22 protein-coding genes are annotated in these 23,317 nt (G+C 63.2%); 13 read left to right on the top strand and 9 right to left on the bottom strand.

The features are described 5' to 3' along the window. Positions 1 to 110: 110 nt before the first annotated feature. Positions 111 to 590, bottom strand: a complete 480-nt coding sequence (locus AC1RM7_RS22415) for a DUF721 domain-containing protein (RefSeq protein ID WP_024919398.1) — start codon at positions 588 to 590, stop codon at positions 111 to 113. 29 nt (positions 591 to 619) lie between these two features. Between AC1RM7_RS22415 and mutY the strand changes: the two genes are divergently transcribed. Beyond that, positions 620 to 1,717: an A/G-specific adenine glycosylase gene (gene mutY, locus AC1RM7_RS22420; protein WP_024919397.1), complete on the top strand. Its 1,098-nt coding sequence runs from the start codon at positions 620 to 622 to the stop codon at positions 1,715 to 1,717. Positions 1,718 to 1,825: 108 nt separating this feature from the next. Beyond that, the gene (locus tag AC1RM7_RS22425; protein WP_492837290.1) at positions 1,826 to 2,263 is read left to right on the top strand and encodes a DUF4440 domain-containing protein; all 438 of its coding nucleotides are present in this window, start codon (positions 1,826 to 1,828) and stop codon (positions 2,261 to 2,263) included. Between the two features lie 96 nt (positions 2,264 to 2,359). Here the strand turns inward: AC1RM7_RS22425 and AC1RM7_RS22430 are convergent, their stop codons facing one another. The 3 genes from AC1RM7_RS22430 to AC1RM7_RS22440 form a co-directional block, all read right to left on the bottom strand. Next, entirely contained in the window at positions 2,360 to 3,514 is a 1,155-nt protein-coding gene (locus AC1RM7_RS22430; RefSeq protein WP_051472482.1) for a hypothetical protein, read from the bottom strand. Further along, positions 3,511 to 4,800: a flavin-dependent oxidoreductase gene (locus tag AC1RM7_RS22435; RefSeq protein ID WP_492837288.1), complete on the bottom strand. Its 1,290-nt coding sequence runs from the start codon at positions 4,798 to 4,800 to the stop codon at positions 3,511 to 3,513. Before AC1RM7_RS22435 ends, AC1RM7_RS22430 begins: the two co-directional genes overlap by 4 nt. 74 nt (positions 4,801 to 4,874) lie before the next feature. Next, positions 4,875 to 5,801, bottom strand: coding sequence for a LysR family transcriptional regulator (locus tag AC1RM7_RS22440; RefSeq protein WP_024919393.1), 927 nt, complete (start codon positions 5,799 to 5,801; stop codon positions 4,875 to 4,877). A gap of 92 nt (positions 5,802 to 5,893) precedes the next feature. Here AC1RM7_RS22440 and AC1RM7_RS22445 point away from each other — a divergent pair, with 92 nt between their 5' ends. After that, complete coding sequence (locus AC1RM7_RS22445; RefSeq protein ID WP_024919392.1) at positions 5,894 to 6,322, top strand: nuclear transport factor 2 family protein; 429 nt, start codon at positions 5,894 to 5,896, stop codon at positions 6,320 to 6,322. Between the two features lie 58 nt (positions 6,323 to 6,380). On the opposite strand, the gene AC1RM7_RS22450 is transcribed toward AC1RM7_RS22445, so the two are convergent. After that, positions 6,381 to 7,511, bottom strand: a complete 1,131-nt coding sequence (locus AC1RM7_RS22450; protein WP_006019014.1) for a site-specific DNA-methyltransferase — start codon at positions 7,509 to 7,511, stop codon at positions 6,381 to 6,383. A gap of 377 nt (positions 7,512 to 7,888) precedes the next feature. Here AC1RM7_RS22450 and ypfJ point away from each other — a divergent pair, with 377 nt between their 5' ends. Both ypfJ and moaB read left to right on the top strand, forming a co-directional pair. Continuing rightward, positions 7,889 to 8,824, top strand: coding sequence for a KPN_02809 family neutral zinc metallopeptidase (ypfJ, locus tag AC1RM7_RS22455; RefSeq protein ID WP_006019015.1), 936 nt, complete (start codon positions 7,889 to 7,891; stop codon positions 8,822 to 8,824). Positions 8,825 to 8,948: 124 nt separating this feature from the next. Beyond that, a complete protein-coding gene (gene moaB / locus AC1RM7_RS22460; RefSeq protein WP_024919390.1) occupies positions 8,949 to 9,500 on the top strand; it encodes a molybdenum cofactor biosynthesis protein B in 552 nt (183 codons plus the stop codon). Between the two features lie 158 nt (positions 9,501 to 9,658). Here the strand turns inward: moaB and AC1RM7_RS22465 are convergent, their stop codons facing one another. Further along, entirely contained in the window at positions 9,659 to 10,594 is a 936-nt protein-coding gene (locus AC1RM7_RS22465; protein ID WP_024919389.1) for a bifunctional helix-turn-helix transcriptional regulator/GNAT family N-acetyltransferase, read from the bottom strand. 87 nt (positions 10,595 to 10,681) lie between these two features. Beyond that, complete coding sequence (locus AC1RM7_RS22470; RefSeq protein ID WP_024919388.1) at positions 10,682 to 11,254, bottom strand: glycosyltransferase family protein; 573 nt, start codon at positions 11,252 to 11,254, stop codon at positions 10,682 to 10,684. 229 nt (positions 11,255 to 11,483) lie between these two features. On the opposite strand from AC1RM7_RS22470, the gene AC1RM7_RS22475 reads away from it, so the two are divergent. The 5 genes from AC1RM7_RS22475 to AC1RM7_RS22495 all read left to right on the top strand — a co-directional run bounded on the left by AC1RM7_RS22475 (position 11,484) and on the right by AC1RM7_RS22495 (position 16,850). Beyond that, positions 11,484 to 12,644 carry a PA0069 family radical SAM protein gene (locus tag AC1RM7_RS22475; protein ID WP_024919387.1) on the top strand — a complete coding sequence of 387 codons (1,161 nt, stop codon included), beginning with the start codon at positions 11,484 to 11,486 and terminating at the stop codon, positions 12,642 to 12,644. Positions 12,645 to 12,663: 19 nt separating this feature from the next. Next, complete coding sequence (locus AC1RM7_RS22480) at positions 12,664 to 13,113, top strand: VOC family protein (protein ID WP_024919386.1); 450 nt, start codon at positions 12,664 to 12,666, stop codon at positions 13,111 to 13,113. Positions 13,114 to 13,165: 52 nt separating this feature from the next. After that, a complete protein-coding gene (rnhB, locus tag AC1RM7_RS22485; protein ID WP_024919385.1) occupies positions 13,166 to 13,924 on the top strand; it encodes a ribonuclease HII in 759 nt (252 codons plus the stop codon). 73 nt (positions 13,925 to 13,997) lie between these two features. Beyond that, a complete protein-coding gene (locus AC1RM7_RS22490) occupies positions 13,998 to 15,509 on the top strand; it encodes a glycosyltransferase family 39 protein (RefSeq protein ID WP_425992078.1) in 1,512 nt (503 codons plus the stop codon). 12 nt (positions 15,510 to 15,521) lie between these two features. After that, positions 15,522 to 16,850, top strand: a complete 1,329-nt coding sequence (locus AC1RM7_RS22495) for an NCS2 family permease (protein ID WP_492837282.1) — start codon at positions 15,522 to 15,524, stop codon at positions 16,848 to 16,850. Here AC1RM7_RS22495 and AC1RM7_RS22500 read toward each other — a convergent pair. Continuing rightward, positions 16,847 to 18,049, bottom strand: a complete 1,203-nt coding sequence (locus AC1RM7_RS22500) for an MFS transporter (RefSeq protein WP_492838043.1) — start codon at positions 18,047 to 18,049, stop codon at positions 16,847 to 16,849. The two genes, AC1RM7_RS22495 and AC1RM7_RS22500, sit on opposite strands and share 4 nt — an antisense overlap. 208 nt (positions 18,050 to 18,257) lie before the next feature. On the opposite strand from AC1RM7_RS22500, the gene AC1RM7_RS22505 reads away from it, so the two are divergent. Next, positions 18,258 to 18,680 (top strand): GFA family protein, encoded by a 423-nt coding sequence (locus AC1RM7_RS22505; protein ID WP_425992074.1) that lies wholly within the window; start codon positions 18,258 to 18,260, stop codon positions 18,678 to 18,680. A 9-nt stretch (positions 18,681 to 18,689) separates the two neighbouring features. Here AC1RM7_RS22505 and AC1RM7_RS22510 read toward each other — a convergent pair whose 3' ends face one another. Beyond that, the gene (locus AC1RM7_RS22510; protein ID WP_492838041.1) at positions 18,690 to 19,481 is read right to left on the bottom strand and encodes a uracil-DNA glycosylase; all 792 of its coding nucleotides are present in this window, start codon (positions 19,479 to 19,481) and stop codon (positions 18,690 to 18,692) included. A 132-nt stretch (positions 19,482 to 19,613) separates the two neighbouring features. Here AC1RM7_RS22510 and AC1RM7_RS22515 point away from each other — a divergent pair, with 132 nt between their 5' ends. Continuing rightward, entirely contained in the window at positions 19,614 to 21,275 is a 1,662-nt protein-coding gene (locus AC1RM7_RS22515) for an electron transfer flavoprotein-ubiquinone oxidoreductase (protein WP_006019028.1), read from the top strand. Positions 21,276 to 21,419: 144 nt separating this feature from the next. Continuing rightward, complete coding sequence (locus AC1RM7_RS22520; protein WP_152544118.1) at positions 21,420 to 23,225, top strand: tetratricopeptide repeat protein; 1,806 nt, start codon at positions 21,420 to 21,422, stop codon at positions 23,223 to 23,225. Positions 23,226 to 23,317: the final 92 nt, after the last annotated feature.

The following is a 23,317-nucleotide window of genomic DNA, read 5'->3' on the forward strand; positions in this document are numbered from 1 at the left end:
TCCGGAAAGTCGTGCGAACGGCGTTGTCACGCCTGATGGGGAACGTTTCGCTAGCTTGAAACCATGATTGTGGCAATGCCGGGCCGAAGCCAGGCGCCGTCACATAGGGCTCAATTTCGCTTGATCGATGCGCCCAGCCGCGCCAGCGCTGCGCGCAGATCGCCGTCCTCCACGGTGCCCAGCGAGGCCTCGACCTCGGCGACGGCGCTCGGGTCGGGCGCCTTCCGGACCCGGGGCTTCGGCCGTTGCGACAGCGGCGCCTGACGCAGCGCGATCCGGCCCACCGCGTTCCAGCCGAAGAAGCGGTTGACCCGCTCCAGAATGACGTCCGAGGTATGCTGGATTTCCAGCGCCATCGGGCCTTCGACCCGCAGCACCAGCGTCGCCGGTTCAGGGACCTGGTTCTCGACCGGCCGCGGCCACTGGATTTTCAGAGGTTCCGAATGGGCCGCCACTTGGGCGCCGACGATCTCGGCCCACCGCGTCACCAGTTCGCGCGAGGCAAAGCCCTGCTTGGCGAAGACATCGTTGATCGCACTGCCGAGCAATGCGGATAACGGCTTCGCGGTGAGGGGACCGGGCTTGTTCATGAGCGGGTGTCGTCGGTACATATTGTCCCATGACCTTATCAGGCGCTGCCGCGCGGCGGAAGAAATCTCAGGACCGTGCTGAAGCCGATCGCCCGGCGCTGTTGCTCGCTTGGTACGATCGCCATCGGCGGCAACTGCCGTGGCGCGCACTGCCGGGCCGCGCCAGCGACCCCTACCGGGTGTGGCTGTCGGAAATCATGTTGCAGCAAACCACCGTGAAAGCGGTCGGGCCATATTTCGAGAAATTCACCGCGCGCTGGCCGACGGTGGCGGCGCTCGGCGCGGCCTCGCTCGATGATGTTTTGAGAATGTGGGCTGGGCTGGGCTACTACTCCCGCGCGCGCAACCTTCACGCCTGCGCCGTCACGGTGCTGCGCGACCATGGCGGCGCATTTCCCGATACCGAAGAAGGCCTGCGCACGCTGCCGGGCGTCGGGCCCTACACGGCGGCTGCGATTGCCGCGATCGCGTTCGACCGTCAGACCATGCCGGTGGACGGCAATATCGAGCGTGTGGTGTCGCGGCTGTTTGCGGTGGAGGAGCCGCTGCCGAAATCGAAGCCGCGAATTCGGGAACTGGCTGCGACGCTTCTCTGGGATTCACGCGCGGGCGACAGCGCGCAGGCGCTGATGGATCTCGGCGCCACCATCTGCACGCCGAAGAAGCCCGCCTGCGCGCTCTGTCCTCTCAACGACAACTGCGCCGCGCGCGAGCGCGGCGATCAGGAGACGTTTCCGCGCAAGGCCCCGAAGAAGACCGGCACGCTGCGGCGAGGGGCGGCGTTCGTGGTGACGCGCAGCGACGAACTCCTCGTTCGCACGCGGCCGGAAAAAGGACTGCTCGGCGGCATGACGGAAGTGCCGACCTCCGAATGGCTGGCCGGTCATGACGACAGGGATGCGCGCGAACAGGCTCCGGCGATCAATGTGCCGCGCTGGCATCGCAAGGCGGGCGTGGTCACGCATGTGTTCACGCATTTCCCGCTCGAGCTTGTGGTCTACACCGCGAGCGTTGCCGCGCGCACCCGCGCACCACAGGGCATGCGCTGGGTGCCGGTCGCGACGCTGAAGGATGAGGCGCTGCCGAACGTGATGCGCAAGGTGATCGCGCACGGATTGGGCGATTAGCCGGTTCCTGAATCGCAATTGTCATTTTGTGGCTTTACACTCGTGTGTTATTTGGCAGGCTCCGTGAGCCGGCCCTGCTCGTTTCCCGCAACATAGGACGAGGAACAAATGCGCCAGTTGTCATTAAAGTTAGCGGCATGTTTTCATTTTTTCATTCTTGGATCTCATTTCGCGTCGGCGGGGCCAGCGGAAGATGCCGCGGGCGTTGTCACGAAATGGGAAAAGGCATTCAACGCGGGTGAGGTGGATGACATCGTCAGGATGTACACGACCGAGGCGACGCTGTTTGGTACGCTGAGCCCTTCGATTTCGTCGGGCCCTGAGCTGTTGAAGGCCTATTTCGCCGCGAGCGCAAAAAATCGCACGCAGGTGAAGCTTGTCGATGCGCCGACGGTAACGAAACTTTCGGACAGTGCGTTTGTTCTTGCCGGGATCTACGAATTTTCGGGCACCAGAGCCGACGGCCAGAGTTTTTCAGCTCCGGCGCGCTACAGCCTCGTTGTTGTCGATAGCGGCGGCCAATGGCGTATTGCGCACCAGCACTAATCGCCGCGACCGAAGCCGCAATGACGCTGCCAGAGTCGTGCATGCTTGCGATAGACGTGATGCTCACGTTTGATCCGCCGGACAAGCCGCCCCGCGTCAGAAAGGCCGGATAATTCCCACGCGCGGAATCGCGGTCAGAACGATGGCGCAGGCAAGCGCGCGCTTGTCGTCTTCTGCAATCAGCGCGACAGGACCGCTGGCGGGCAACTGCTTGACCGCATGCAGCATCAGCATCATGCACACCGCCCAGCTCGAAACCCAGCGCGCGTAATCGAACACCGTGATGCAGATCACGAGATAGCCGAGGCTGATCAGCACCAGCGCAGCCAGCACCACGCGGCGGTGATGAGGTGATGTCAGCGCGCGGATCGAGTCGCGGAAGTATCTGATTAGCGGCGTATGGAGCGCGATCAGGATCGGATACGCCCATGCGGTCGACAGATTTGTCGGCATGGTCTTCCAGGTCTCGCTGATCTCATCAGGCAATGTCCTGAACCAGATGTAGGCAAACGACAGCGCGTCGGTTGCGGCGCCGCCGTTGCCCATCCGGCTGCGCAGAAATTGCGAAAACTCTGCCTGGGACACCGGGACGTTGCCGTAGATCTGAACGGCGACGAAAACCGCCGACACAAGTCCCGCCATCGCAGCGCCCACCGCGATGTCGGGCTTTGATAGATGGCCGTTGCAATAATACCGGATCGCGACAATCGCAGCGATGGCCGGAACATAAAGCAGCATATGGATGTGGTGAATCAGGATGAGCGCAATCGAGCCGCATGCCGCCAGCACGACAAAGGCGATCGAGCGCGCCGGGATCAGCAGCATCACGATCGCGAACATGCATCCGTAGATGTCGAAATAGCCGATGGTCTTGACGAAGTTCTTCAGGAAGAACGGCGATCCCATGATGAAGACGAGCAGCGGTGCGGTCGCCTGCGAAAAGCCAAATGTCTTTTTAAACAGGAGCAGATAGAGCCCGGCGGTGGCAAGCAGCGCTGTGCCGCCGAGCACGTAGACCAGCCATGGCGGGACACGGTCGGCGCCGAGCGAGACGATTGCGCCGATCAGCGCGCGCTTGGTGAAACCGAAATGATAGCCGACCAGGAGATGGACATACTCCATATCGGGGACGTCATGGACGATCTTGTAGATCGCGTAACCGATGATGATCGCGGCGTTGATCGCAACCAGCCGCCGCCAGTGGATGAAAGCGCGGCTGATCCCGGGAACCTGCCGCGCCTCCCGATTCATCCGGCGCTCGACAGGAACGATGTCTCGGGCCTCGGCACGATCGGCGGCTTGGCGTTGAGCGCGTCGACCTGAAAGCCCGCGACCCGCTTGTAGGTGTTGGCAACGTCTTCCAGTTCCTGCTGCGACATGACCTCGGTTACGACATTGAAGCCGTTGGGCGCGCGCTCCTCGACCAGTTGCATCACCTGCTCAGGGCCGTTGCGGCGGTTGAGCTTGACGAGTTCGGTGGTCGCGGGACGGCGCTCGGCTTCATAGGCCTGAAGCGCGGTTGCGGTTTCGCCGTGCTTGAGGATTTCCCGTGTCAGCACGCGGGCGTCGAGAATGGCCTGCGACGCGCCGTTGGAGCCGATCGGATACATGGGATGTGCGGCGTCGCCCATCAGCGTGATGTTGCCAAAGGTCCAGCGGTCGATCGGGTCGCGGTCCACCAGCGGATATTCGTAAGCGTGCGCGCAATTGCGGATCAGGCCGGGCACGTCGAGCCAGTCGAACGTCCAGTCCTCGAACCAGGGCAGGAATTCGTCGAGCTTGGCTGCGCGGTTGTAGTCCTCGCGACGCCACGAGTAAGTCGGCGGCAGCAGCCGTTCGGCGATCCAGTTGATGCGGAATTTGCCGTTCGGCAACGGCGCATTCGAAATCGGATAGCAGACGAACTTCAGAACCTCGTGGCCGGCCATGATCATGGTGCGGCCGGAGAGAAACGCGTCGCTCTCGGTGATGCCGCGCCAGAGAATGCGGCCGTTCCAGATCGGCGGGCCTTCGTCGGGATAGAGCCTGGCGCGAATGGCGGAGTGAATGCCGTCGGCAGCGATCAGCAGCGAGCCATCGTAGGTGCCGACATCCTTGCCGGTGGCCTTGTCGATGAAATTCGCCGATACGCCTTCGGGCGAGTCGGTGAAGCTCGTGACATGATGACTGTTGAGCAGATTGTCCGCGCCGAGACGCTCAACCACGGCGTCGAGCAGGATCTGGTGCAGCGTGCCGCGATGGATCGAGAACTGCGGCCACTTGTATCCGGCCTCTATCCCGCGCGGTTCGCTCCAGATCGGCTTTCCATGCTTGGAGAAGTACGACAGTTCCTTCGTCCTGACGCCGGCGGCATCGAGCTTGTCGAGCAGGCCGAGTTCGATCAGTTCGCGCACGGCATGCGGCAGCACATTGATGCCGACGCCGAGCGGCTTCAGTTCCGGCACGCTTTCAAACACGCGGCACGGAATACCGATCTGGTGAAGGCTCAGTGCGAGCGTCAGCCCGCCGATCCCGCCCCCCGCGATAAGAACCGTCATGATAAGCTCCTGTGACTGACCTGCGTCATGACATGGGACACGATGAGCGTGCAACTGCGAAAAAAAGTATGGGACTAACGCGGGGCCTTTCCATCAATCCGCCCTAAATTTTTTCCTATTCCGAGCATAATGGTTCGCAGCCAGATCGAACCGGGGTCCATCTGCGCGCGTGTCGGATAGAACATGAATTGTTCGTCGATCCCCGGATCGAGCGGCGGCGCGACCGTCGTCAGCGACAGTTGCTTCGACAGCGCGGCGATCAGACGCCGCGGCACGAAGGCGACGAGGTCGGTGCGCGCGGCGACATGCAGCGCTTCGATATAGCTCGGGACCACAAGCGCGATCCGCCGCTCCTGGCCTTTGCTGCGCAGCCAGGTGTCGATCAGGTCCTCGCTCTGCCCGCGAATGATGACTGCGACATGCCGCGCCTGGAAGAACGTCTCCTTGTTCTTCAATCGCGCGCCCGCAGGATGTCCGCGCCGCACCGCCAGCGCATCGGAGTCGGTGTAAAGCAGTTGCCGGTGAAATCCCTTGAAGGCGTCGCCGATGCTGATCACCATGTCGATGGTGCGGGCGAATTCGGCGGTGAAGATCGCGGGCCCGCGCCACGGCACCACGTCGATCCGCACACCGGGCGCCACAGCATCCAGCTTCTTCATCAGCGGCGGCATCAACAGTTCGACGGCGAGGTCCGGCATCATCAGGCGAAAGCGCCGTTCGCTGCGCGCGGCATCGAACTCGTCCGGCATGAACAGGCCGCGCACCTGGTCCAGCGCCTGCGCCAGCGGCGCACGCAGCGCCTGCGCGCGCGGCGTCAGTTCCATCCGTGCACCGGTGCGCACCAGCAGCGGATCGCCGAGCACATCGCGCAGCCGCCGCAGCGCGTGGCTGGCCGCCGGCTGCGAGAGGCCGATCCGCATTGCCGCGCGGCCGACATTGGCCTCGAGCAGCAGCGCGTCGAGAGCGACCAGCAGGTTGAGATCGAGCGAGGCTAAATTCATCTGGCGAATATACACTATACGAAGCATCGATTGGAAGAATACCGATGCCAGGCCCATCATCCCTCCATCAACTCAAGCACAGGATGGAACCGATGAGTGCCGAAGCCAACAAGAAACTGATCCAGCAGATTTTCACCGACAGCGCGAGCCGCAGCGGGACGACCTTCATCGATCATCTCGCGGACGATGCGGTGTGGGTGCAGACCGGCCAGTGCTCATGGTCGGGCAGCTTCAAGGGCAAGGATGCCATCACGAAAGGCCTGTTCGCGCATTTGCGAGCCTTGCTGGCGGATCGCCCGCGTACGCTGGCGTTCAACTTCATCGCCGAAGGCGACACCGTCGTGGTCGAGGCAAAGGGCGACAATGTCACAAAATCAGGCGATCGCTACGACAACGAGTACTGCATGGTCTGGCGTGTTCAGAACGGCAGGATCACGCAGATCAAGGAGTACTGTGACACGGCTCTGGTCGAGCGGGTGCTCGGTCCGTTTCCGAAATCGCAACTACGGGCGGCTGTCTGATATGCAAAACGCCGCGCCGGTGTTGCCGGCGCGGCGCAATATCCAGAATTCCAGAACCTCAGCCCGCCGCCATCTCGCTGCGGATTTCGGCGCGGAGTTCGTCGATCAGCTTGAGACCCTTCTTGGTCTCGACGTGCCAGAACGACCAGCCGTTGCAGGCTTCGGCTCCCTGAGCCAGCGCGCCCATGCGATGGATCGAGCCGACCTTGTCGCCGAGCATGATGGCGCCGTCGGCGCGCACCAGGGCGGCGTGCTTCTTCTTGGAATCGACCAGCTTGGTGCCGGGCACGATCATGCCGCGCTCGACCAGTTCGGAGAACGCGACACGCGGTGCACCGCGCGCAGTCATGAACGGAGCCAGTGTTGCTTCCGGCAGTGGCTCGATGGCGGCGATGCGCGCTTCGGCGGCCGTTGCATAGGTCTGATCGCGCTCGAAGCCGACATAGCGGCGGCCGAGGCGCTTGGCGACAGCGCCGGTGGTGCCGGTGCCGTTGAAAGGGTCGACCACGAGGTCGCCGGGCTTCGATGACGAGAGCAGCACGCGCGCCAGCAGACCTTCCGGCTTCTGCGTCGGATGAACTTTCTTGCCGTCGCCGCCCTTGAGGCGTTCGTCGCCGGTGCAAAGCGGGATCAGCCAGTCGGAACGCGCCTGCACGTCCTCGTTGGCCGCCTTCAGCGCTTCGTAATTGAAGGTATAGCCCTTGGCGTTCTCGTCGCGCGCCGCCCAGATCATCGTCTCGTGGGCGTTGGTGAAGCGGCGGCCGCGGAAATTCGGCATCGGATTGGTCTTGCGCCACACGATGTCATTGAGAACCCAGAAGCCGAGGTCCTGCATGATCGCGCCGACGCGGAAAATGTTGTGATAGGAGCCGATCACCCAGATCGTCGCCGACGGTTTCATGATGCGGCGGGCCGCAAGCAGCCACGCCCGCGTGAAGTCGTCGTAGGCGGCGAAGGAGGAGAACTTGTCCCAGTCGTTGTTGACCGCATCGACATGCGATTCGTCGGGACGCTTGAGATCGCCCTTCAATTGCAGATTGTACGGAGGATCTGCGAAGATCAGGTCGACCGAGCCGGCCTGCATCTTTGACATCTCGGCGACGCAATCGCCGACGACGATATGCGAACTGGGCATTTCAAATTGAGTGCGGGGCGCCTTTGCAGACGCCCCGCGACGCGACACTACCATGACTCAAAACCTGACTCAGGCGACGCAGTCGGCGACGCGGGACCAACAAATCCGACTGTCATCACCATGAATGCCCAAGGTAAAAATCGGCTTAATCGCAAAAAGGTTTGTGACGAATTCGAAATTGATTCCGAAACGTCGCGCGCATCGCGAATTGCAAGACGCACATGCGCCGCTGCAATGCAGTCAACGGCCGGAATTGCCGGTGCAGCGCGTGTTTCACTGCAGAATTCAGCCCGCATTCATGTCACGGAGTGGAAACACATCGAAATGCCGCACTAGGCAATTTTTGCCGGGCGCGGTATGAATCGTTAACAGATACTTTGCGGCTCCGTTGCGTGTCGCCATGACGCGCTTGCCGGTTGAGGAGATTTCCGATGCGTTACGATGACTTTCGCCGCAGCGACAATATCGACGATCGCCGCGACGATAGCGGGGGCGGTGGCGGCGGTTTCGGATTCCCGATGGGTGGAGGCGGCGGACTGGGCATCGGCACCGTCATTGTGCTCGGCCTGATCGGCTGGGCTGTGGGAATCGATCCGCGCATCCTGATCGGCGGCGCGGAAATTCTCACCGGCGGCCAGCAGGCTCCCACCTATCAGACCGACCGCCGCACCAGCAGCCCGCCGAAGGCCGGAGCGCCGACGGACGAGATGGGCAGCATGATCGCCGGCGTGCTGGGCGAAATCGACGACCGGTGGAGCGAAATCTTCTCGGCCAGCGGCCAGACCTACCGCGGCCCGCGTATCGTCCTGTTCCGCAATGCCACCAATGGCGGCCGCTGCGGCATGGCGCAGTCAGCCATGGGCCCGTTCTATTGTCCGCCGGACAAGCAGATTTTCCTCGACACCGGATTCTTCCGCGAGGTTGAGACCCGGTTCCGCGGCTGCTCCGGCAATGCGTGCAAGTTCACCGCGGCCTACATCATCGCGCATGAAGCTGGCCACCACATCCAGAACCTGCTCGGCATTCTCGACAAGGCGCGCCAGATGCAGGAGCGGGCCGGCAGCAAGGCCGAGGCGAATGCGATCCAGGTCCGCGTCGAACTGCAGGCGGACTGCCTCTCCGGCGTGTGGGTCAATCGCGAGGAGAAGAAGCGGCCGGGCTTCCTCGAAGCAGGCGACATCGATGCGGCGTTGCAGACCGCGTCTGCGATCGGCGACGATACGCTGCAACGGCAGGCCCAGGGCCGCGTCGTGCCCGACTCGTTCACGCACGGATCGGCCGCGCAGCGCAAGCGCTGGTTCATGACCGGCTACCAGCAGGGCAGCGTGCAGGCCTGCAACACGTTCGCGCCCGGTGTTCAGCTCTAGTCGGCAGGATTCGTCATCCTGAGGTGCGAGCCTCGAAGGATGACAGCGTGTTGCCGTCGCCCTCGAGGGTCGGCGCAGGAATCGCCTCGCACCTCAGGGTGACGGCTCAAGGAATAGAAACGCGATGTCTTCAATCAACGAAACTCAGCAGTTCATCCCGCTAAATATCGCGGTGCTGACGGTGTCCGATACGCGCGCGCTCGCCGACGATAAATCGGGGACGACGCTGGCGGACCGGCTGACGGCGGCCGGCCATCGTCTTGCCGGGCGTGACATCGTCACCGACGACGTCGAGGAGATCCGCGCAAAACTGAAAGCGTGGATCGCCGATCCCGGCGTCGATGTGGTCATTACGACCGGCGGCACCGGTTTCACCGGCCGTGACGTGACGCCGGAAGCGGTCGAGCCGCTGTTCGAGAAGCGGATGGATGGTTTCTCGATTGCGTTTCACATGCTGAGCCACGCCAAGATCGGCACCTCGACGATTCAAAGCCGCGCCACCGCAGGTGTTGCCGGTGCGACGTTCATCTTCTGTCTGCCGGGTTCGCCCGGCGCCTGCCGCGATGGCTGGGACGGCATTCTCGCGGCACAGCTTGATTACCGCACCAAGCCGTGTAATTTCGTGGAGATCATGCCGCGGCTGGACGAGCACTTAAAGCGCGGCAAGGCGAAGTAGGACCGGCAACTATCGTCGGCTGAGAGTTTTTACCAGCCACGCAAGGACCGCGCGCAAGGCGTGGCGACGGGCTGCAAGACGAAGGCGCTTCGCGTCGATCTTGTGAAATGCGATGAGGTCCGGCGTGATGCGCCGCGCGGGTTCGCGACGCGAGGACATCACAGGTCAAGCTCCCAGGTCTCGCCGATCAGGTCGTGACCGAAACTGTGGTGCGGTTCGGTCGCGACATGCACGAACCCTGCTTTCTGGTAAATGCCGCGCGCGGCAAGCAGCATGCTCTGGGTCCACAACGTGATCTTGCGGTAGCCGCAGCTCCGCGCGAAGGCGATGCACTCGTCCACTAGCCGCTTGCCGGTCCCGAAACCGCGTCCCGCCGGATCGATCAGCAGCAGACGAATCTTCGCCACGTCATCGGTGTGCTTCACCAGAAACACCGAGCCGACCCGCTGGCCGTCGATCTCGGCGATCCAGCAGCGCTCGCGGACGGGATCGAAATTTTTCAGGAACTGCGCGGCGATTTCCGCGCAGAGGCCTTCGAATGAAATGTCCCAGTTGTATTCGCGGGCGTAGAGGGCGCCGTGCTGCTGCACGACCCAGCCCATGTCGCCGGGCCGGTGGGTGCGAAGCGTCACCTCGGGTCGCGTGGCTGTATTATCCAGCAACCGCTCGATCGTTGTCATCGCGGCGACAAGGCGCTGCCCGCCGCCCGCCGGCAATGCCGCGATCATCTTGCTGACTTCATCATGGGACGCGCGTTCGAGGCGGGAGAACGCCTGCTTGCCCTTGGCGGTGAGCGCCAGCTCGAATTGCCTGCGGTCGGCGGGGACTGGCTTGCGCGTGATCAGTCCCTGTTCTGTAAAAGCCTGAACGATGCGGCTGAGATAACCGGCGTCGAGGCCGAGTTCGGCGCCGATCTCCTTGGCGAGGGCGCCACCGCGATGCGCCAGTTCGAACAGCACGCGGGCCTCGGTCAGGGTGAACGGGCTTTCCAGCAGATGCTGTTCGAGCACGCCGATCTTGCGGGTGTAGATGCGGTTGAACCGCCGGACTGCGGCGATCCGGTCGTCATTCCCGCCATCATGAAGGGTGTCCATGGGCCAACATGCCTCGTCCTGGTGTTACGGGCATTCTGGCATGATTGTTGACGGGGTCAACTAATAAGTTGACGGAGTCAAATATTATCAGGCGGCGACGAAAATCCGGGTCCGCAGCACGGCGCGGCCGGTGCGGCCGAGCTTCGAGATCAGTTTAGCCTCGGCCCGGCGCGCGGCAGGGGCATAGCCGCCGACCCGCTCATAATGATCGCGGGAAATCAGCAGACCCTGATCGGTGGACGGGCCGGCAATAAAGCGCGCGAGCGATTTCACCCCGTCGCGCACCGTTGCGTCCTCATAGGGTGGGCGCGCATAGCGGAAGATGCCGGCCCGCTGACGGCCGCTCAGGGACACGCTCTGAATGAACTGCGAGGTCTCGTCGATCCAACCGGAATCCAGCACAGCGCCCGGAAGCAGGAACAGCAGCCAGGGAGACCGGCTTTGCTCGGCGCCCGCCGCGAGCGCCGCAGCGCGCGAGCCCTCGAACTTCAGGAAATTGCACCCGGCAACATCGGCCACCCGCTCGATGGTGTCGGTCTGCGAGCGATCGACCAGCACCACGTCCCGGATGATGCCGGCCGCGGCGCCCGGCACCAGGGCCGCAAGGGTGGCAACAACGGGTTGCTCGACGCCTTCGGTTGGAATGACAACGCTGATCATGACTTGGTGAAATACGTGATCGCCGGACGACAGATGCGGCATCGTTATCATCTTGTCACACTCAGAACAGCCCGTCCGGTGCAGCTTTTTGCGGCATTCATTAACGGCTGCGATCCGGGAACGAGCCCTCGCGAAGCGGCACACCGGAGGGCGGCCTCCGGGAAAAGAATCTGTGCGGGGACGATATTGAAGTTCTTGTTTTGTTCTCGTGTGGTGCTATGTTCTCTCCATGAGCCATGCATCCCATGCCCTCAAACACCCGCCGGTGACGCCCCCCTCTGATCCGGCGGGTGGTCCTTCTCCCTTTGCCGAGATCGAAGTGGCGATCGACAGCCAGCGGCGCAGGGGCCGCGGCGCGCAGTCCAACGTCAGCGGGCGCTATGAGGCGGAAGCGCGCGTCACCTTCGACGACGGCTGGCAGAGCCTCGAAGACCTGCCTCCCTTCAAGACCACGGTCGCGGTCGATACCGCGCGCAAGGTCATCACCCGCAACGACTCGCCGGACATCGGCTTCGACCGCTCGATCAACCCGTACCGGGGATGCGAGCACGGCTGCGTTTATTGCTTCGCGCGTCCGACCCACGCCTATCTGGGATTGTCGCCGGGGCTCGATTTCGAGTCCAAATTGTTCGCCAAGCCCGACGCCCCGGAACTGCTCCAAAAGGAACTGTCCGCGCCGGGCTACGAGCCGCGCATGATCGCGATCGGAACCAATACCGATCCGTATCAGCCGATCGAGCGCGAGCACAAAATCATGCGCGGTATTCTCGAGGTGCTGGAACGCACCGGGCATCCGGTCGGCATTGTCACGAAATCCGCGCTGCTGACCCGCGACATCGATATTCTGGCACGGATGGCGAAACGAAATCTCGCCAAGGTTGCGATCTCGGTGACGACGCTGGATCCGAAACTCGCGCGCACCATGGAGCCGCGCGCGGCGACGCCGCCGAAGCGGCTGGAGGCGCTGCGCCAACTATCGGAAGCCGGCATTCCGACCACGGTGATGGTCGCGCCCGTCATACCGGCGCTGAACGATTCCGAGATGGAGCGCATTCTGGACGCAGCAGCGCACGCCGGCGTGAAGGAAGCGAGCTACGTTTTGCTGCGGCTGCCGCTCGAAGTGCGCGATTTGTTCCGCGAGTGGCTGATGGCGAATTATCCGGATCGCTATCGCCATGTCTTCACCCTGATCCGCGACATGCGTGACGGCCGCGACTACGACTCGCAATGGGGGACCCGTATGAAGGGCACCGGGCCGATGGCCTGGATGATCGGGCGGCGGTTCGAGATCGCCTGCGAGAAACTCGGCCTCAACAAGCGGCGCTCCAAGCTGACGACCGCGCATTTCGCGCGGCCCAAGCCCGCAAACGAGCAACTGGATCTGTTCTGACTGCAAAGGGCGCTGTGTTATGAGTCTCCCCAAACCGGTTGCGCGATTCACCGTCGTGACGCTCGGCGTCAGCGACATGCGCCGGAGCATCGCGTTTTACGAGTCTCTGGGCTTTGAGCGAAAGCTCCAAGTGACAGGCGAAGAAGTCGCGTTTTTCGACACCGGTGCGACGGTTCTGGCGCTGTATTCATGGGACAAGCTGGCGCTGGATGCCGGTCTGCCGGCGCAGCCGCAGCCCGCAGGCTTTCGGGGAATCACCCTGGCGTGGAACTGCCGAAGCGAGAGCGAAGTCGATGACGTGCTGGCGTTCGCTGTCGCTCAAGGCGCGCGGCTGCAAAAGGGCGCGCATCGCACCGGTTATGGCGGGTATTCGGGATATTTCACCGATCCCGATGGCCATCCGTGGGAAGTTGTCATTGCCCCCGGCATTGAGGTCGGGGATGACAGGCGTGTTCATCTGCCGGAATAATAGTGGGGATTAGCGGTTGCGCGTTCTACTTTAAGAACGCAAGCATAGCCGCATGAGTCGAGCGAAGCCCTCCGCAGTTCCAGTTGCTGCAAAGAAAGCAAAGCGAACCGGTGTCATTGCCGTTACGCCGCCGACCTTTCGCCGTGAGCGCGCGCTGATCAAGCGCGGCGTCTGGCCGGTGGCGGGTTGCGACGAGGCGGGGCGGGGACCGCTGGCCGGTCCGGTGGTGGCCGCCGCCGTGATTCTCGATCCGAAGCGAATTCCGAAGGGCATCGACGATTCCAAGCGCCTGACACGGGAGCGCCGCGAGGAACTGTTCGAGGAAATCTGCGCGACCGCGCTCGTCTCGGTGGCGATTGCGCCGCCGTCGCGGATCGATCGCGACAATATCCTGCGTGCATCATTGTGGGCGCTGGCGCGCACGGTGCGTGCGCTGCCCGAGGCACCGAAACATGTCTTTGTCGATGGCCGCGACCGGCTGGCTGTATCCTGCGACTGCGACGCGGTGATCGGCGGCGACGGCATTGTGATGTCGATCGCTGCCGCCTCCATTGTCGCCAAAGTCTCGCGGGACCGGCTGATGTGCCGGCTGGCGCAGGATCATCCTGGCTACGGTTTCGAGCAGCACATGGGGTACGCCGTTCCGGCCCATCTCGAAGCGCTCGACCGGCTCGGGCCGACGGTCCATCACCGCCGCTTTTTCGCGCCTGTCGCGGCGTCGCGCCGCAAGCACTTTGGGGAAGACGATATCCAGGCGCCCGCGCAAATCGAGATGCTCATATCGTCCGACGAGGCCATCGCGGCGCTCTGAGCGGTTCGGTTGCCTGATCGCTTCGTGCACTCTATCAGTGACGGGTTCCTCGCGAGGCCGGTTCAAACTTTTTATGCGCTTCACATCCCTGATCGTTGAACTGGTCCGCGCGCGGCCCCGCCTGATCTTCTGGCTTGTGGTGCTGGCGCAGGCGGCGCTGTGGCTGTTCCTGCCATGGCTGCTGTATGGAAGCCCGCCGGGCGAGGTGGCGACGGTGCTGGCGTTCGGCCGGGAGTATCAGGTCGGCACCCATCTCGGTCCGCCCGCGGCGTTCTGGCTTGCCGATGTCGCATTCCGCCTGTCCGGCAATCACATCTTCGGCGTCTATCTGCTGTCGCAGCTTTGCTTCATCGTGACGTTCTGGGCGCTGTTCGCGCTCGGCCGCGCCATCGTCGGCGCGCAGCAGGCGGTCCTTGCGGTACTGCTGACGGCGACCATCACCGCTTTCGCCTTTCCCGGCGCCGAGTTCGGCCCGCTGATCCTGGCCCGGCCGCTCTGGGCGCTGACGCTGCTCCATACCTGGCAGATCGTCGGGCAGGGGCGGCGCAGGGCGTGGTTCATGCTGCCGGTCGAGATCGGTTTGCTGATCCTGACCACCTCGGCGGCGCTGCCGCTGCTGGTACTGCTGGCCGTCTTTGTGCTGGCGACGCAGAAGGGCAGGCGTGCGCTGCTCTCGACCGATCCGCTTTATGCGGCCGTCGTGGTGTTCGTGGTGGTGCTGCCATATCTGGTGTGGGTGCTGCGCGCGGACGTGACGGTGTTGCCGTCATTGCCGGCGGTGGCGCAGTTGCAGGACCGGCTGCTCGGATGGGCCGGACTGCTGGCCGGACTGCTGTTCGCGCTCTCCGGCGTGGCGCTGCTGCTGATCGCCAATTCGCGCTACTTCGTCCGCAAGGCGGACGATCCGCCGCTGATCTTCCGTCCGCCGCTCGATCCCTTCGCGCGGCTTTATGTTTATGTGTTTGCGCTCGTCCCGCCCTTCGCGCTCAGTTTCATCGCCGCGCTGTTCGACCGGGATCAGATCATCGGCGGCGACGGCATCGCGCTGCTGCTGACCGGCCTCGCCATCGTCGTCGCCGCCAGCGATCTCATCGCGCTGCGGCGGCAACAGCTCCTGCGCTCGGTCTGGCTGGTCATCATGGCGGCGCCTGTCGCCGCAATCCTCGGCATCACTTTTATTTTGCCCTGGATCGGAAGCGCCGAGGTCAAGACCTCGCTGCCGGCCAGCGAGATCGGACGTTTCTTTGGCGAGAGTTTTGAGCGTCGCACCGGCCGTCCGCTTGCTGCGGTGGCGGGCGATCCGCAGATCGCGACGCTGATCGGCTTCGCCGCAGCATCGCGCCCGCATGTGATGCTCGATGCAACGCCGCAGCTGACGCCATGGATGACGCCCGCGCGCTTCAACGAGAGCGGCGGCGTAGTAGTCTGGCGCGCCGCCGATACCGCTGGCACGCCGCCCGACGACATCCAGAAACGTTTTCCCGGTCTCGTGCCGGAAGTGCCGCGCGCCTTCGAGCGCACGGTCAGAGGCCGTCAGCCGCTGCTGCGGATCGGCTGGGCCATTGTGCGGCCGCGGCCGCGATAACAGCGAGGCGAGATGAGCGAACCGTCGCAGACGTCACTGGAAGCAATCGTCGATCGCCGGTTCGGCCTCACCCAAAACGGCACGAACGTCCGCACCGAGTTCGTCGCGGGGTTCACAACATTCCTGACCATGGTCTACATCGTGTTCGTCAATCCGGTGATCCTCGCGAACGCCGGCATGGACAAGGGCGCGGTGTTCGTCGCGACCTGTCTGGCGGCAGCGGTCTCCACGTTCGCGATGGCGTTTCTGGCGAATTACCCGATCGCGCTTGCGCCCGGAATGGGGCTCAACGCGTTCTTCGCGTTCACCGTGGTGCTCGGCTACAAGTACACGTGGCAGCAGGCGCTGGCCGCGGTGTTCTGCTCGGGCGTGATCTTCCTTGTGCTGACGTTTTTTCGCCTGCGGGAATATGTCATCGATGCCATCCCGCGAAACCTGAAATTCGCGATCTCCGCCGGTGTCGGACTGTTCCTCGCGATCATCGCGCTTGAGCAGGCCAAGATCATTATCGCCAGTCCCGCGACGCTCGTCACTGCGGGACCGCTCGGCATCGCCCATCCCGCGCCGGTGCTGTGCCTTTTGGGTTTTGCGCTGATCGTGGCGATGAATGCGCGGGGCATCGCCAGCGGCACATTGATCGGCATTCTTGCGGTATCGTTGCTCGGGCTGCCGCTGGGATTGACCAGCTTCAACGGCGTGGTGTCGCTGCCGCCGTCACTGTCGCCGACATTGCTGCAACTCGATTTCTCGCGCGCCACCGAACTGACGTTCCTGATCGTGGTGTTCAGCTTTCTGTTCATCGACGTGTTCGACAATGCCGGAACGTTGATCGGCGTGACGCATCGGGCTGGTCTTCTCGACAAGGACGGCAAACTGCCGCGCATGAAGCAGGCGCTGTTGGCGGACAGCTTCGCTGCGATGTTCGGCGCGCTGATCGGCACCTCGACCACCACGAGCTACATCGAAAGCGCATCCGGTGTTGCCGCCGGCGGACGCACCGGGCTGACGGCGGTGTTCGTCGCGCTGTTCTTTTTGCTGGCGCTGTTCTTCGCGCCGCTGGCCGGCATGGTGCCGGCCTATGCGTCAGCCGCCGCATTGCTCTATGTCGCCTGCGTAATGACACGCGGTCTTGCGGACATGGCATGGGACGATGTGACCGAATACGCGCCCGCGGTGGTCACCGCCATCGCGATGCCGCTGACCTATTCCATCGCCACCGGCATCGGGCTCGGCTTCATCACCTATGCGGTGATCAAGATTCTTGCCGGGCGCTTCTCGGACGCAAAGCCCGCGGTGATGCTGCTGGCGCTGGTGTTCGTTGTAAAATTCGCGGTTGGTTAGACCGCCGCCCGCCGCTGCGTGAATGCAGCGACGGCCAGACCTGCCAGTGCCAGCGCGACCGCCGGGAAAATCACGATGTTGACCATCGACCAGCCATGGCTTGCCAGCAATTGGCCGGATGAGAACGAACCGATGGCCACAAGGCCAAACACGATGAAATCGTTGAAGGCCTGAACCTTCTTGCCTTCCTGCGGACCATGGGTTGCGACGATCAGCGCCGATGCACCGACGAAGGAGAAATTCCAGCCGACGCCGACGACGAATAGCCCGACCCAGAAATGCATCGCGGTGATGCCCGACAGGCCGATGATTGCGGCGGCTGCTTCAAGCAACAGGCCGATGACAGCGACCCTGGCCGCTCCAAAGCGCGAAATCAGCGAGCCGGTGAAAAAGCTCGGCCCGAACATTGCAACAATGTGCCATTGAATGCCGAAATTGGAATCGCTCAGCGACAGGCCACAGAACTTCATCGCCAGCGGCGCCGACGTCATCAGGAAGTTCATGCATGTATAGGAGACCGCGCCGCAGACCACGGCGGCGATGAACCGGGGTTTCCGGATAATCTCCGTGAGCGGCCGGCCTCCGGTCATCTGCGCAGCGACAGGCTTTGGCGCATTGACACCGGCCAGCACCGCCATCGCGATAAGCGCGACGACGGCCTGAACCAGAAAGCTCACTGCGAACAGGTGGGGCTGCCACAGATCCATGGTCCACTGCACGAGTTGCGGACCGAGAAAACCGGCGAAAACGCCGCCGGCCATCACCCACGAAATCGCCTTTGGCCGGTAAGCGATGCTGGCGCTGTCGGTCGCGGCAAAGCGATAGGATTGCGAGACCGCGCCATAGACACCGCCAAGAAACGTCGCGAAGCAGAACAGCACAAATGAGCCGTAAAGGATGGCGATGGCGGCGATGAGTCCGCATAGCGCGCCGCTGCCGGTGCCCGCGATGAACGCCGCCCGTCGGCCGTAAGCCTGAGCGATCATGCCGGTCGGCAGCGTGCCAGCGGCAAGGCCGAGCGTGTAGATCGACAGCGGCAGGGTCGCGAGCGAAATGCTGGGCGCAAGCTGCGCGCCGACAATCGAACCGGTCGCAAACACCACAGCGGCGTTCGCGCCGGTCAAGGCCTGCGCGGCCGCAAGGCGGCGGACATTCGCCCGCGCCACCGTGTCGTCGATTGCCGCGTCCGCAGTATGCATATTCACATTAAGCGCCCCGAACGGCTGCGTAATTGCGCAGCACCCATGGCTTATGGCCTGAACCGGTCGCCTGCGTCATCAGCATCCACTGCATGGCTGTGGTGTGACATCATCTGATCGGGATTGCGATCGAGGGACGCCCGCTACCCATTCGGTGTATTGCGGCCGTTCTGGCGTGATCGATATGAACAGTTCAAAGGAGAAACCGATGTCTCACCTTGGAAGCTGTTTTTGCGGCGCAGTTAAACTCGAGGTGACAGGGTCACCGGAGGCGATGGGTTACTGCCATTGCAACTCCTGCCGAACATGGTCCGGCGGGCCAGTCAACGCCTTCAGCCTGTGGAAGCCGGAAGCTGTGCGGATCGCGTCGGGAGCCGAGTATGTTGCGACGTTCCAGAAATCTGAAATGAGCCAGCGTCAGTATTGCTCGAAATGCGGCGGACATCTGATGACCAATCATCCGCCCATTAGCCTCGTGGACGTTTTCGCTTCGACGATCCCGACACTTGCGTTCATCCCTGGCGTGCATGTGAACTACGCCGAGACGGTGATGCCGATGCGGGATGGTTTGCCCAAGTTGAAAGACTTCCCGGCCGAACTCGGCGGCTCCGGCGAGATGATCGCGGAATAGCGGCTTGTGTTAGCCAGCGGCCAGTGCCTTCTGCACGGCGCGCAGATCCTGCCAGGCCAGCCGCTTGTAGATCGGCTGCCGCAGCAGGTACGCCGGATGGAAGGTCGCCATCGCCTTGATCTTGCGCGTGCCGGTGTCGTAGTCGAACCACTTGCCGCGCGTTTTCATGATGCCGTCCTTGAGGTCCAGCACCGCCTGCGACGAGGGCTTGCCGAGGCACACCAGCACGTCGGGATTGACCAGTTCGATCTGCCGCCGGATGAACGGGAGGCAGATCTGCGTTTCCTGCGGCGACGGATCGCGATTGCCGGGCGGCCGCCAGGGAATGATGTTGGCGATATACGCTTTGCTGCGGTCGAGGCCAATCGACGCCATCATCAGGTCGAGCAGCTTGCCGGAGCGTCCGACGAACGCAAGCCCTTCGAGATCCTCGTCGCGTCCCGGCGCTTCGCCGACAAACATGATCTTCGCTTCGGGGTTGCCGTCGGCGAACACCAGCCGCGTCGCGGTGGATTTCAGCGCGCAGCCGTCGAAGCGTTCGAGCAGCGCGCGCAGCTCCTGCAATGATGCGGCCCTGGGCGCGATCTCGCGGGCCGATGTGATCGCCGCGTCGGGCGCGGGCGCGGGGTCAGCGAGCACCGGCGCGGGCGCAGGGTTCGCAGTGCGGAACAGCGCGGGCCTGGCGGCGGGCTTTTCCTCGACCGCAGCCTCTTCCGACAGGCGATTGACGGGGGCTTCCGACAACGCGCAATCCACTCCAGCCTCTAGATAAAAGGCGAGAAGTTCGCGGGCGGAGGGCATGGGTTCGGGTGTGGTCACGGGTGCCAATCTAGATCGGATCGCGGTGCAGCGAAACGGGGTTGTTCTTGCGCCAAAAATCGGGAAGAACGATGATTAGAAACATTCTGAACCACCCAATTTTGAGATGACAGCATGAGCACCGAAGAGCTTCCGCCGCGCGAGTCCATGGAGTTCGACGTTGTGATCGTCGGCGCAGGCCCGTCCGGCCTGAGCGCCGCCATCCGGCTGAAGCAGATCAATCCGGATCTCAGCGTCGTGGTCGTCGAAAAGGGTTCCGAGGTCGGCGCGCACATTCTGTCCGGCGCGGTGATCGACCCGGTGTCGCTCGACAAGCTGGTCCCGGACTGGCGCGAGGACGCCGATTGCCCGCTCAAGACCCAGGTGAAGGACGACCAGTTCTTCTGGATGACGGGCAGCTCCGCGATCAAGCTGCCGAATTTCATGATGCCGCCGCTGATGGACAACCATCATTGCTACATCGGCTCGCTCGGCGATGTCTGCCGCTGGCTTGGCCCGCGCGCCGAAGCGCTCGGCGTCGAAATCTATCCGGGCTTCGCGGCGGTTGAAGTTCTTTACGGCGAGAACGGCGAGGTGCGCGGCATCGCGACCGGCGACATGGGCGTCGGCCGTGACGGCAAGCCGAAAGACAGTTTCACCCGCGGCATGGAACTGCTGGGCAAGTATACGCTGTTCGCCGAAGGCGCGCGCGGCTCGCTCACCAAGCAGTTGATCGCGAAGTTCGGCCTCGACAAGGATCGCGAGCCATCGAAGTTCGGTATCGGTCTGAAAGAAGTCTGGCAGATCGATCCGGCCAAGCACAAGAAGGGACTGATCCAGCATTCGTTCGGCTGGCCGCTGAACATGTCCACCGGCGGCGGATCGTTCCTCTATCACTACAACGAGAATCTGGTCGCGGTCGGCTTCGTGGTGCACCTGAATTATAATGATCCATATCTGTCGCCGTTCGAGGAATTCCAGCGCTTCAAGACCCATCCCAAGATCAGCCCTGTCTTCGAGGGCGCCAAGCGCATCGCCTACGGCGCGCGTGCGATCACCGAGGGCGGCTACCAGTCGGTGCCGCGCCTGACCTTCAAGGGCGGCGCCCTGATCGGCTGCGCGGCGGGCTTCGTCAACGTGCCGCGCATCAAGGGCGTGCACAACGCGATGGGCACCGGCATGCAGGCGGCAGAACATGTCGCCGCTGCGCTGGCTGCGGGCCGCGCCAATGACGAGATCGTCGAGTACGAAAACACCTGGCGTGATTCAGCCGTCGGCAAGGACCTGTTCAAGGTCCGCAACGTCAAGCCGCTGTGGTCGAAGTTCGGCACGGTGATCGGCGTCGCGCTCGGCGGCCTCGACATGTGGACCAACACGCTGTTCGGCTTCTCGCTGTTCGGCACCCAGTCGCATGCCAAGCCCGATCGCAAAACGCTCGATCCTGCGAAGGCCCATCAGCCGATTCCGGGACCGAAGCCCGACGGCAAGCTGACCTTCGACAGGTTGTCGTCGGTATTCCTGTCCAACACCAACCATGAGGAGGATCAGCCGATCCATCTCAAGGTCGCGGACATGAACCTGCAAAAGACCTCCGAGCACGATGTGTTCGCGGGTCCCTCGAACCGCTATTGCCCGGCGGGCGTTTATGAGTGGGTTGGCGAGGGCGCGGATTTGCGGTTCCAGATCAATGCGCAGAACTGCGTCCACTGCAAAACCTGCGATGTGAAGGACCCCAACGGCAACATCACCTGGGTTCCTCCGGAAGGCGGCGGCGGGCCTAATTATCAGTCAATGTAAGCACGATTGCGCGAGAACCGCTGATCGCCACGATTGCGCCATACTAGATAGGCTCGTCGGCCGCCTCGCATCCTTGCGGATGCGGGCCAAACAAGCCATTGTCCCGGTGCTGCTGACCTGACCGGTCGCACCCTTAATCAATCCATGGAGCCGGCGAGCGTGATCCTCCAACGTCGTTTCAGCCGCGTGGCCGTCGCCACTTTCGCGTTCGCATCGGTCCTTGCGTCCGCCGGTCCGCTTGCGGCCCAGACCCGCACCAGCGCCAGCGAAGACACCAAGCAGGGAACGTATCCGAGCGGGCGTGACCTGCTCGGCCTCACGGTATCCGGCAGCTACCTCGCCGCGCGTCACGCCAGCGTCGATCGCGACGCGACCGCTGCTGCGGCATTCTATCGCGCGGCGCTGCGTTCGGACCCGAAGAACAACGAACTGCTCGACCGCGCCTTCATCGCCTCGCTTGCCGACGGCGACATCGACGAAGCCGTAAAGCTTGCCGACCGCATTCTCACCATCGACAAGAACAATCGCGTCGCGCGGCTGGTCGCGGGCGTGCGCTCGCTGAAGCAGAAGCAATACGGCGCCGCGCAGCAGAACATCAATCAGTCGGTCCGCGGGCCGATCACCGATCTGGTCGCGACGCTGCTGTCGGGCTGGGCGAGCTACGGCGCGGGCAATACCCAGGCCGCGATCAACGCCATCGACAAGCTGGCGGGTCCGGAATGGTATCCGATCTTCAAGGACCTGCATTCGGGCATGATCCTGGAACTGGCCAACAAGCAGAAGGAAGCCGGCGTCCGCTTCGAGCGCGCCTACAAGCTCGACGACTCGGCGCTGCGGGTGTCCGACGCCTATGCGCGCTGGCTGTCGCGCAACAAGGACGCGGCCGCGGCCACCGCCATCTATGAAGGCTTCGACAAGAAACTCGCGCGCCACCCGCTGGTGGTGGAAGGCATTCGCGAAACCAAGGCCGGCAAGAAGCTTTCGCCGCTGGCTGAAAACCCGCAGCAGGGTGCGGCCGAGGCGCTCTACGGCATCGGCGCTTCACTGACGCGCCGGGGCGGCGAGGATCTCGCGCTGGTCTATCTCCAGCTCGCGCTCTATCTCAACCCGAACCATTCGCTCGCGCTGCTGTCGCTCGCCGATCTCTATGAGTCGGTGAAGAAGCCGCAGATGGCGATCAAGGTCTATGAGCGCGTGCCTGCGACGTCGCCGCTCAAGCGCAATGCGCAGATCCAGCTCGCCACCGATCTCGATGCAGTCGACCGCACCGACGAGGGCATCAAGATCCTGAACGCCGTGGTCGCCGACGATCCCAAGGATGTCGAGGCCATCATGGCGCTCGGCAACATCCAGCGCGCGCGCAAGAAGTTCGCGGATTGCGGCGAGACTTACAGCAAGGGCATCGAGGCGCAGTCCGGCGCCGAGAAGCAGAACTGGGTGCTCTATTACTTCCGGGGCATCTGCTTCGAGCGCTCGAAGCAGTGGGCGAAGGCAGAGACCGATCTGAAGAAAGCGCTCGAGATGCAGCCCGAGCAGCCGCATGTGCTGAACTATCTCGGCTACTCGTGGATCGATCAGGGCGTCAATCTCGATGAGGCCATGAAGATGATCCGCCGCGCCGTCGATCAGCGGCCGGATGACGGCTACATCGTCGACTCCCTCGGCTGGGCCTATTACCGCATCGCCGATTACGAGAACGCCGTGAAGCATCTCGAACGCGCGATCGACCTGAAGCCGGAAGACCCCACCATCAACGATCACCTCGGCGATGCCTACTGGCGCGTCGGACGGACGCTGGAAGCGAAATTCCAGTGGGCGCATGCCCGCGACCTCAAGCCAGAGGCGGAAGAGCTTCCGAAGATCGAAGCCAAGCTGCGTGACGGCCTGCCCGAGGACACGTCCAACGCGGCTGCCGCCGAGAAGAAAAAGGAAGACGGCCGGGGCGGCTGATCGCAGTTCTGCGGCTCTTTAAATATGTCCTTCGATTGCCGGACTTGACCCGGCAATCGATCTTCCTTGATAAGCATGGCCTATCGCATGGC

The organism is Afipia sp. GW822-FHT03D08 (assembly GCF_058801645.1).

Excerpts from the sequence above, each read along its gene's own strand:
- AC1RM7_RS22440 (WP_024919393.1), bottom strand. The coding sequence starts at position 5,801 with ATGAATTTAGCCTCGCTCGATCTCAACCTGCTGGTCGCTCTCGACGCG.
- AC1RM7_RS22425 (WP_492837290.1), top strand. The coding sequence starts at position 1,826 with ATGCGCCAGTTGTCATTAAAGTTAGCGGCATGTTTTCATTTTTTCATT.
- AC1RM7_RS22445 (WP_024919392.1), top strand. The coding sequence starts at position 5,894 with ATGAGTGCCGAAGCCAACAAGAAACTGATCCAGCAGATTTTCACCGAC.
- AC1RM7_RS22505 (WP_425992074.1), top strand. The coding sequence starts at position 18,258 with ATGTCTCACCTTGGAAGCTGTTTTTGCGGCGCAGTTAAACTCGAGGTG.
- AC1RM7_RS22490 (WP_425992078.1), top strand. The coding sequence starts at position 13,998 with ATGCGCTTCACATCCCTGATCGTTGAACTGGTCCGCGCGCGGCCCCGC.
- AC1RM7_RS22450 (WP_006019014.1), bottom strand. The coding sequence starts at position 7,511 with ATGGTAGTGTCGCGTCGCGGGGCGTCTGCAAAGGCGCCCCGCACTCAA.
- AC1RM7_RS22415 (WP_024919398.1), bottom strand. The coding sequence starts at position 590 with ATGAACAAGCCCGGTCCCCTCACCGCGAAGCCGTTATCCGCATTGCTC.
- ypfJ (WP_006019015.1), top strand. The coding sequence starts at position 7,889 with ATGCGTTACGATGACTTTCGCCGCAGCGACAATATCGACGATCGCCGC.
- AC1RM7_RS22520 (WP_152544118.1), top strand. The coding sequence starts at position 21,420 with ATGGAGCCGGCGAGCGTGATCCTCCAACGTCGTTTCAGCCGCGTGGCC.
- moaB (WP_024919390.1), top strand. The coding sequence starts at position 8,949 with ATGTCTTCAATCAACGAAACTCAGCAGTTCATCCCGCTAAATATCGCG.
- rnhB (WP_024919385.1), top strand. The coding sequence starts at position 13,166 with ATGAGTCGAGCGAAGCCCTCCGCAGTTCCAGTTGCTGCAAAGAAAGCA.
- AC1RM7_RS22495 (WP_492837282.1), top strand. The coding sequence starts at position 15,522 with ATGAGCGAACCGTCGCAGACGTCACTGGAAGCAATCGTCGATCGCCGG.
- AC1RM7_RS22470 (WP_024919388.1), bottom strand. The coding sequence starts at position 11,254 with ATGATCAGCGTTGTCATTCCAACCGAAGGCGTCGAGCAACCCGTTGTT.
- AC1RM7_RS22500 (WP_492838043.1), bottom strand. The coding sequence starts at position 18,049 with ATGCATACTGCGGACGCGGCAATCGACGACACGGTGGCGCGGGCGAAT.
- AC1RM7_RS22515 (WP_006019028.1), top strand. The coding sequence starts at position 19,614 with ATGAGCACCGAAGAGCTTCCGCCGCGCGAGTCCATGGAGTTCGACGTT.
- mutY (WP_024919397.1), top strand. The coding sequence starts at position 620 with ATGACCTTATCAGGCGCTGCCGCGCGGCGGAAGAAATCTCAGGACCGT.
- AC1RM7_RS22480 (WP_024919386.1), top strand. The coding sequence starts at position 12,664 with ATGAGTCTCCCCAAACCGGTTGCGCGATTCACCGTCGTGACGCTCGGC.
- AC1RM7_RS22465 (WP_024919389.1), bottom strand. The coding sequence starts at position 10,594 with ATGGACACCCTTCATGATGGCGGGAATGACGACCGGATCGCCGCAGTC.
- AC1RM7_RS22435 (WP_492837288.1), bottom strand. The coding sequence starts at position 4,800 with ATGACGGTTCTTATCGCGGGGGGCGGGATCGGCGGGCTGACGCTCGCA.
- AC1RM7_RS22475 (WP_024919387.1), top strand. The coding sequence starts at position 11,484 with ATGAGCCATGCATCCCATGCCCTCAAACACCCGCCGGTGACGCCCCCC.
- AC1RM7_RS22510 (WP_492838041.1), bottom strand. The coding sequence starts at position 19,481 with ATGCCCTCCGCCCGCGAACTTCTCGCCTTTTATCTAGAGGCTGGAGTG.
- AC1RM7_RS22430 (WP_051472482.1), bottom strand. The coding sequence starts at position 3,514 with ATGAATCGGGAGGCGCGGCAGGTTCCCGGGATCAGCCGCGCTTTCATC.